Origin of the sequence: Halorubrum sp. Atlit-26R (assembly GCF_003666015.1) — an archaeon.
In the GTDB taxonomy this organism is placed as follows: domain Archaea; phylum Halobacteriota; class Halobacteria; order Halobacteriales; family Haloferacaceae; genus Halorubrum.
The window spans coordinates 48,935-56,903 of the sequence record NZ_QPLT01000021.1 but is presented as its reverse complement, the minus strand read 5'-3'; the positions used below and the strand labels follow the sequence as shown (position 1 = coordinate 56,903).

The 7,969-nt window shown below is 67.8% G+C and carries 10 protein-coding genes; 8 read left to right on the top strand and 2 right to left on the bottom strand.

The genetic code is table 11. The features are described from left to right. Positions 1–235: 235 nt before the first annotated feature. Positions 236–430 carry a hypothetical protein gene (locus DVK07_RS23735; protein WP_233565504.1) on the bottom strand — a complete coding sequence of 65 codons (195 nt, stop codon included), beginning with the start codon at positions 428–430 and terminating at the stop codon, positions 236–238. Here DVK07_RS23735 and DVK07_RS17380 point away from each other — a divergent pair. The 8 genes from DVK07_RS17380 to DVK07_RS17350 all read left to right on the top strand — a co-directional run bounded on the left by DVK07_RS17380 (position 368) and on the right by DVK07_RS17350 (position 7,547). Further along, complete coding sequence (locus DVK07_RS17380; RefSeq protein ID WP_342765651.1) at positions 368–1,315, top strand: site-2 protease family protein; 948 nt, start codon at positions 368–370, stop codon at positions 1,313–1,315. The two genes, DVK07_RS23735 and DVK07_RS17380, sit on opposite strands and share 63 nt — an antisense overlap. Before the next feature lie 222 nt (positions 1,316–1,537). Beyond that, the gene (locus DVK07_RS17375; protein WP_121598200.1) at positions 1,538–1,720 is read left to right on the top strand and encodes a hypothetical protein; all 183 of its coding nucleotides are present in this window, start codon (positions 1,538–1,540) and stop codon (positions 1,718–1,720) included. Between the two features lie 273 nt (positions 1,721–1,993). After that, positions 1,994–2,173: a hypothetical protein gene (locus DVK07_RS23405; protein ID WP_199719581.1), complete on the top strand. Its 180-nt coding sequence runs from the start codon at positions 1,994–1,996 to the stop codon at positions 2,171–2,173. Positions 2,174–2,505: 332 nt separating this feature from the next. Continuing rightward, the gene (locus DVK07_RS24235) at positions 2,506–2,682 is read left to right on the top strand and encodes an RtcB family protein (protein ID WP_255410496.1); all 177 of its coding nucleotides are present in this window, start codon (positions 2,506–2,508) and stop codon (positions 2,680–2,682) included. Then, positions 2,628–2,993: an RtcB family protein gene (locus DVK07_RS17365; protein ID WP_255410495.1), complete on the top strand. Its 366-nt coding sequence runs from the start codon at positions 2,628–2,630 to the stop codon at positions 2,991–2,993. The genes DVK07_RS24235 and DVK07_RS17365 overlap by 55 nt, the downstream gene beginning before the upstream one ends. A 727-nt stretch (positions 2,994–3,720) precedes the next feature. Beyond that, positions 3,721–4,995: an orc1/cdc6 family replication initiation protein gene (locus tag DVK07_RS17360; protein WP_121598202.1), complete on the top strand. Its 1,275-nt coding sequence runs from the start codon at positions 3,721–3,723 to the stop codon at positions 4,993–4,995. Between the two features lie 193 nt (positions 4,996–5,188). Continuing rightward, positions 5,189–6,190, top strand: coding sequence for a hypothetical protein (locus DVK07_RS17355; protein WP_147441201.1), 1,002 nt, complete (start codon positions 5,189–5,191; stop codon positions 6,188–6,190). A gap of 715 nt (positions 6,191–6,905) precedes the next feature. Beyond that, on the top strand, positions 6,906–7,547 hold the full coding sequence (locus DVK07_RS17350) for a helix-turn-helix domain-containing protein (RefSeq protein ID WP_121598198.1): 642 nt from the start codon (positions 6,906–6,908) through the stop codon (positions 7,545–7,547). A 40-nt stretch (positions 7,548–7,587) separates the two neighbouring features. Here the strand turns inward: DVK07_RS17350 and DVK07_RS17345 are convergent, their stop codons facing one another. Continuing rightward, complete coding sequence (locus DVK07_RS17345) at positions 7,588–7,767, bottom strand: hypothetical protein (protein WP_121598201.1); 180 nt, start codon at positions 7,765–7,767, stop codon at positions 7,588–7,590. Positions 7,768–7,969: the final 202 nt, after the last annotated feature.

The window sequence follows — 7,969 nt, the reverse complement described above, 5'->3', positions numbered from 1 at the left end:
CCCATCGCGGCGTTCGATCTCGCTCCACAAACGACAAGTCGATCCACGCGATACGTTCGCTGAGGCGCTCGGTTTCGGCCATAGACACTCTGAAGTCGAGCGCCTCATCCTCTAACTTAACGCGACGCCGCCGTCGGCCCGGAGACTAAATACGCCGGTCGAGAAGAGAACACCTATGCGAAGCTACACGATAGCGACGGTGTGGGGCATTCCGATCCGAGTCAACACGTCGCTGCTAGTGTTCCTCCCGATCCTCGCCTAGCTGATCGGGTCCGGCGGACAGATCGAGTTCTACGCCGGGCTCATCGAGGCGCTCACGGGCGTCGGGTTCGATCTCTCGGTCCTCCGTGCCGGCGCGACCCCGTGGATCATCGGGGTCGCGGCCGCGCTCGGGCTGTTCGTCGGCGTCACGCTCCACGAGCTCGGTCACTCGTGGGTCGCGCTCCGGTACGGGCTCGAGATCGAGTCGATCACGCTCTGGATCCTCGGCGGGATCGCGTCGCTGACCTCGGTCCCCCGAGAGTGGAATCGCGAGTTCTGGATCGCTATCGCCGGCCCGATCGTGAGCGTTCTCGTCGGCGGCGTCAGCTACGCGGTCCTCCTCGTCGTTCCGGAGCAGTTTCAGGCCCTCCGCTTCGTCGTCGGCTGGCTGGCGATCGTGAACGTGACGCTGGCGATCTTCAACCTGCTGCCGGCGTTCCCGATGGACGGCGGTCGGGTGCTTCGAGCGCTGCTCGCCCGCTCGCGGCCGTACGACTTGGCGACGCGGACCGCGGCGCGCGTCGGCGTCGTGTTCGCCTTCCTGTTCGCCGCCGTCGGGATCCTGGCGTTCAACCTCATCCTGGTCCTGCTCGCGCTGTTCCTGTACGGCGCCGCGACGACCGAGTCCCGGGCCGTCCTGACCGACGAGCTGCTGCGCGGCCTGTCCGTGAACGACATCATGACCCGCGACCCGAAGACGGTGGCCGCCGACGCGACGGTCGCCGAGTTCGTCGACCGACTGGTCCGCGAGCGGCAGGCCGTCTACCCCGTCACCGACGCCTCGGGCCGCCCGGTCGGTATCGTCGGACTCGACGACCTCCGGGACGTTCCGGCGACTGAACGCGACGTCACTTCCGTCGAGCGGGTGATGCGGGACGCGGTCCGCGTCCGGTCGACGGCCGACGCGTTCGAGACGCTGACGACCCTCCAACAGGCGGGAACGTCGGCGCTCCTCGTCGAGGAGGGCGGCGTCGTCACCGGTGTGCTCTCCGACGCCGATTTCGCGCACGCGCTCACGATACAGCGCGGATTCAGATCGAGCGTCGGTGCGTGATAGCGGAGCGATACGACTCAGCGACCCCCTCGTGTTCCCCACCACCGCGCTCGACGGAGAAGACGCCGGAGCGCGGACACGTGGGCGCCGACCGCGTCGCGTAGATGCCCGAATGCGAGCGCGTCGCGTAGATACCCGAACGCGAGCGTGTCGCGTCGCTCGTTGTCGCGGCCGAAACCCTGGTGGCGCTCGGCGGAGACTGTCGATCCGGGTGCGCCCACAGTGACAGAGACAATCTACGCGGTCGAGCGTCGAGAGAGCGGCGTGTGGCGAGTCGTCGGGGAGCGCGTGTTCGCTGCTCGCGGTGCGGCGGAACGCTTCGCGGAGCGGTACGTCGAAGACGACCTCAGCGGGCGGGCGACGACGGTCGACGTTCGGGTCACCGCCTACGCTTTCAAGGAGTGACGGGCCGGGATCGGTGCTACCGAGCGAGGGTCGGGCGACGTGGTCGACCCGGCGTCGAGAGACGCAGCCGACCGACCGTCGAGCGATGTTGCCCGGCACCGGCGAAAAAGCAATCAGGGACCGCTCGGAATAGTTGGTATGGCTAGATCTCGCTAGAGTGACCTCGACGGAAAGGAACTGCGCTACCGCGACCACGCCTGGGAGCTCACCGGGGACGTCGACGTCCGCGAACAGGGCGAGCTGCTCGCGGTCGAGGCGCGACAGACCGACGACGTGGCGCATCCGACGGCGACCCTTCGGTTCGTCCTGTCCGCCGACGGCGACTCGCTCAATCCGGGGAACCTCGGCGCTCACTTCGACAGGCTCGAACGAACGGACGAGGGACAGTTCCTCCTCGTCAGGAAGGAGCGACGGACCTACCGGTACGCGCTGCGGGGACTGACGTACGATTGATCCGGCTTCGGGAAGACTCGATGAGCGTTCCGGGAGACCCGAGTCTCGCACCGAATCGGACCGAGCGACTCCGTTCCGCACGGAGTAGGCGGTGTATACGCCGCGGAAGGATCTTCCTACTCACCTCGGGGACTACCCGTGACGGGCCGTCCGTCACCCCGTTCCATTACACTTGTATGATTGTAATTTTCGAGGTATTGTACGGCTAACACACCGAACGAGGTACTCGCCCTCGGGTCCGATGAACCGCGCGTCGTTGCGCTCCAAGACGTCGCATCCGTGCCGACGGCGATGGCGACCTGCGGGGGATCCTCGAACGGGGGATGGAGTGGATGCTCGACAACGGCCACGCGACGGCGGCCGACCTCGATCACTGCGAGGAGAACGGTCGGCTCGACGGCGACCCCGACGAGGTCCCCGCGGAGGCGCGAAACCGGGGCCGCAATCAGGTCGGATCGCTCGGCTCCGGGAACCACTTCCTCGAAGTCCAGCGCGTCGCCGGCGTGTAGGACGAAGCGACCGGGGACGCGTTCGGCCTCGCGCGCGACCGCGCGATCATGAAATACCGATACACTCCGGGTCGCGGGGGCTCGGCCACCAGACGTGTACCGAACACAGCCGCCGGTTCGAGAGGTCATTCCCGGAGATGGCCGACTCCCGTCCCGACCGACAGCTGATCGACGCGCCGCTGCGCGAGCGGGTCACCGCCGACTATCGGGCCGCGATGTACGCCGCCGCGAACTACGCGTGGGCGAACCGGGAGGCGATGACGCAGGCAGTCAGCCGGGCCCGTCACGACGCCGATTGTTCGGCGTTATAACTCTCCTACCAGCTCGTCTGCCACGCAGCTGTCGGGTATGAACCTCCTACCGGACCGTCGAGGCGGGAGACACACCGCTATCGATGTGTTCGACGGTGCCGTCGAAAGGGACCCACACCCCCTTATCGATCTGTTTTGACCGCCTGGTCGACGCTCGCGGATGCGATCGCGAGTCGCCCCCGACGCACAGGCGCCGACGGTCGACGGTTCGGGCGTCAACCTCGGGGAGAGAGCGGATAGACCGTCGGCGGTCGTTCGTATCGAACACATCGATAGCGGTGTGTGTGTGTCGTCGATAGCGGTGTGTGTGTGTTGATAACGAAAGTAGACAGACGGAACAGACGAACGGGAGGAGAGGGCCGGTCGCGTGGTGAGACCGGCCGCCTCGCATCCGGACACGGTGATATCCGCCAGCGATCGGCGCACCGCGCTCGACGCCCCCACCGCCCGTCCGAAGCGCAGAACAGATCGATAGAGGGGTGTGTCTGCTCGCTTCGTCGAACGAGTCGTCGGAACCTGTCGGACTGAGCGAAGCTTTTTATCCGCCCGCCGTCTCCCCCGGTCCATGGGGATCGACCGCTCCGAGAACGCCCGATCCGGGGCGGGCCAGTCAGAGGACGGGTCCGGGAGAGAGACGGAGGCCGCAGCAGACGCGGCTCAAGGGAACTCCGCCTACCGGGGCGGCTCGGCCGCCGCGGACGCGTCCGGCTCCCAGTCGATCGAAGACATGCTGCTCGAGTTCGACGACGAGGACGGGTTGATACGCGACCGCGCCCTCCTCGATCCGAACTACGTCGTCGAGGAGGACCGGATCGTCGGCCGCGACGATCAGCTCCGCGAGGTCACCAGAATGTTGCGGGTCGCGCTCGGCGACAACCGACCGCCGAACCTCTTCCTCTACGGACCCTCGGGGACGGGGAAGTCCCTCATCACGAAGGCGGTGTGCAACAACATCGCCCGGATCTGCGACGGTCGGGAGCTCGGCTTCGGCACGATCGAGGTCAACTGCCAGGACCTCGACACCCTCGGCACCGCGGTGTACGAGCTCGCGGAGCAGGCGGCGGAGCAGGCCGACGTCGAGGTCGCGGTCCCGAAACACGGGGTCGCGACCAAAGAGAAGTGGGACGAGCTCTTCAGAATCCTGAACGAGAACTTCGACTCCGTCGTGTTCGTCCTCGACGAGCTCGACATGCTCGTCGGGCGGCGCGACAAGCAGGAGCCGGCGTTCTCACGCCTGTTGTACCAGCTGTCTCGGGCGGGAGCGGACGACGGGCTCTCGGCGTTCGTCTCGGTCGTGGCGATTTCGAACGACACCAAGCTGATGGAAGCCGTCGGCAGCCGGGCGCTGAGTTCGTTCACCCCCGAGGACGTCCACTTCGACGACTACGACGCCGACCAGCTCCAGTCGATACTCCGCCGCCGGAAGGACGCGTTTCGCGAGGGGGTCGTCGACGACGACGTCATCCCGCTCGCGGCGGCGTTCGCGGCGCAGACGCACGGCGACGCGCGGAAGGCGATCGACCTGATGCGGGTCGCCGGTGAACTCGCCGAACGCGAGGGGGAGAGTCGCGTCACCGAGTCGCACGTCCGCCGGGCGCAGGCGCGGGTCGAGAAGAACCGCGTTCTCGAAGTGATCCGGGGCATAAGCACCCAAAAGAAGCTCTGTCTCTACGCGACGGCGGCGGTCGCGGCCCAGCGGAACGACGGTTCCGCTCGCAGCACGACCGGGTACCGCGTCTACCAGTACCTCACGGACGCGATCGACGTCGACCAGTACCACCAAGAGACGTACGTCAACAAGATGAAGGAGCTGACGACCTACTCGCTCGTGGACTTCGAACGCCGCAGCCACGGCCCGAGCTCCGGGATGTTCCTCGAGTTCCAGTTCGGCGAGCGGCCCCAAACGATCCTCGAAACCCTGCGAGAGGACTCCCGGCTCGGGTCCATCTCCGCGGACGCCGTCCGGTCGGTCGTGAACGCGCAGACCTCCGGGCGAACCTGAGACCGCCCGCGCCCTCCGCTCGTCTCCGGAACCGCTCACTCGGGGTGCGGCAAAAACTGTGCGTGTGACACACAGACATGCTCATTAGTTGGCGTTGCTGCCGCATCGTCGTATTTTTCCTGCGTTAATAGCCTGTACGTCCGCTATAACAATGCTCGCATCGGCCCCAGAACGAGCCGCAGGTGTTCAACACGTGAACCAACCGTCACAGACAGCGATCGCGGCGCAGGCACCGATCTCCGAACAAGCGGCGGCCCAGCAGGCCGGACAGTGGCAGGCCGAGCAGTTCTTCCGCGCGCCGGACACGGGGCGCTACCTCACGACCGCGGAACGCAACGCCGTGGCCCAGCTCGCGCAGCGGTACCCGCAGCAGGTCAAACAGGCGTACGCGCAGAACGTCCCCTTCGAGGCGGTCGGCCTCTCGATTCAGGACGTCCAGCAGCCGGTTCAGGCGCAGACGGGGCTAACCGCCGCATCGTCTCTCGGCGCACCGGCCCCAACCACACCGGCCCCCGCCACGGCGGAGGCGGCATCGCAGCAGGTCGCGATGGAGCCCGCTCAGGCGGCGCCGCTCGCGACGCCGACTCCGCAGCTCGCGGCGGCCGGCCAGGCACGGCTCGGTCCGGAGGCGGCTCAGCCCGTACAGACGGAAACGCAGCCCGTGGCGCAGTCCCAGCCCGGCGCGGTGACGGCTCAGCCGTCGGCACCGGCCGCTTCGACGCCGGTTCAGGCGGCACCGCCGCTCGGGGAAGCGGCGAGGGCGCAGCCGACGGCGACACAGACCGGACGGGCGGCACAGCAGCAGGCGACGCAGCCGCAGACGGTACAGACGCAGCTGCCGGCCGGCACCGCCCAGCAGACGGCGACGACGGGCGGGCGGATCGCCGCCGAGGCCGCGCTCGGCCAACCGGCGCAGACCACGGCACAGCCGGCTCAGGCAGCGTCCCAGCCGGCTCAGGCAGCGTCTCAGCCAGCCCAGCCCGCTCAGGCGACACGGCCCGTCCAGACGCAGGCGATGGCGCAGCCAACTCAGGAGACGGCACAGCCCGCACAGACGATGGGGCAGCCCATCCGGGAGGGGATACAGCCCGCACAGGCCGGATTCGGGGCCGAGCAGCCGGCGGTGAGCCAGCAGTTTCCCGCCACACAGCAGTTCCGGACCACCGGCGCCGGAACCACACCGGGTTCGTACTAAGATACCCATGACGGTTCCAACCGGACCGAGGGCGAACTCGCCGGACCGTCGTTCGATCCCGGTAACCCGAGCGTCGGCCGGGGCCGAGTTCGGATCGTCGGCAGTCGGGGTTCAGGCCGCTCCCGCGGGGGCGACAGCGGCGCGGGCGACCGGGCATGCGGCGCGGACGGTCGACGAGTCGCCAGCGGCGGCCCAACCGCTCTCGCCGCGCCTCGACATAGTCGAGACGGCGGACGAGCTCCTGCTCGCCGCCGAGTTACCGGGGTTCGACGAGGACGACATCGTGCTCGAAGCGATCGACCAACAGATACGGATCTTCGCCGAGCGAGAAGGCGAGGACGACGTCGAAGACGGACGTCAGCACCTCAGAGAGCGCCTCTCGCGGGTCGAACGCACCGTCGCTCTCCCGACGCCCTCGACGTCGAGCGCGCCGACGCGTCCTTCGAGGACGGGATCTGCCGCATCGAGATTCCCAAGATCGAAGAGAGCAGAGCGCACCGCATCGGGTTCCACTGACCACGGTCCCTCCCGATCGGCGTTCCTCGACCGGTCCGCGGTTCCGCCGGGGGACGCGCCTATCGAACCGCACGGGTTTCCGCGGCCTGGGACTGCTTCCACAGCTCGGTAGTCGTATCGGCGTCCGAGGGGTCGCGTCCTCGCGGTAATAAAGACCTACATAACCAAGGGCCGGTCGGCCCGTGTCCGAGGCGAACGCATGACTGTCTGTACGCGTGTTTCCGTCGCGGCCGACGACTTCCTCCTTCCGTCGGTGCTCGCCGAGTGGCCGGCCGAACGGGCCGAGATCGAACGGTCCGTCCCGATCGGGTGGACCGTCATGCCGTACTTCTGGTGGTCCGGCGACGACACAGATCGGCTCAGGGAGCTGCTGGACCGCGATCCGACGGTCGAGCGGGTCGCCGACCTCGAACCCGTCGACGACGGCGTCGTCGCGGGAGTGACGTGGACGATCGACGCGCCGGCGCTCCTGCGCTCCGTCGACGGTCCCGAAGTGACGTGTCTCCGTGCGACGGGGCGCGAGGACGCGTGGACGCTCACGCTGCGGTTCGATACGCGGGAGGCCCTCGCGGTCAGCAGCGAACAGTGGCGCTCGTTCGACCTCGACGTGACCGTCGAGAGCATCAACGAGACGATGGAACGACCCGCAGGCGGGTCATCCCCGTCCCTGACACGATGTCAGCGGGAAACGCTTCGAACCGCGCTTCGGTCGGGCTACTTCGACGTTCCGCGCGCGGCGACGCTTCAGGACCTCGGGCGGGAACTCGGGGTTTCGGACACGGCTATCTCACAGCGACTCCGCCGCGGGCTCCGGTCGCTCGTGGCGACGAACGTCGGCTGACCGGGCGAGAACGCTCCGGGCCGACCGGTCCCGAACCACCTCAGCGCCAGGTGACAACCGACACGAACGATCCCTCGTTGGCCGTGATCCACGCCGTCGTCTCCCGGCCGTCGTCGGGCTCGACCGGATGGAGCGTACACTGGTCTGGCCCGTCGTCGCAGCTCACGATGGTCGCCTGGATCCGTTCGTCCGCGTCGGTCCCGTCGGCGGTCGTGCTCATGCCGATCGACTGGTGATCGATTGACACAATAGTTACACGGAGCCTACGCCGGTATCGGCCCGGCCCGTCCGGCGGGAGTCCGCCGAAACGCCGCGCGACCAGCCGCGCCGGTGACGACGCGGCGCAGTTTCCCGTGTGAATCCCTCTGTCAACCAAAGACGGACAATACGACCCATCTGGAACATAACGGTTTATTCATCGC

Bases quoted from the DNA above. Each gene is read 5' to 3' on its own strand.
- DVK07_RS24235 (WP_255410496.1), top strand. From the start codon at position 2,506: ATGCTCGACAACGGCCACGCGACGGCGGCCGACCTCGATCACTGCGAG.
- DVK07_RS17360 (WP_121598202.1), top strand. From the start codon at position 3,721: ATGCTGCTCGAGTTCGACGACGAGGACGGGTTGATACGCGACCGCGCC.
- DVK07_RS17350 (WP_121598198.1), top strand. From the start codon at position 6,906: ATGACTGTCTGTACGCGTGTTTCCGTCGCGGCCGACGACTTCCTCCTT.
- DVK07_RS17345 (WP_121598201.1), bottom strand. From the start codon at position 7,767: ATGAGCACGACCGCCGACGGGACCGACGCGGACGAACGGATCCAGGCG.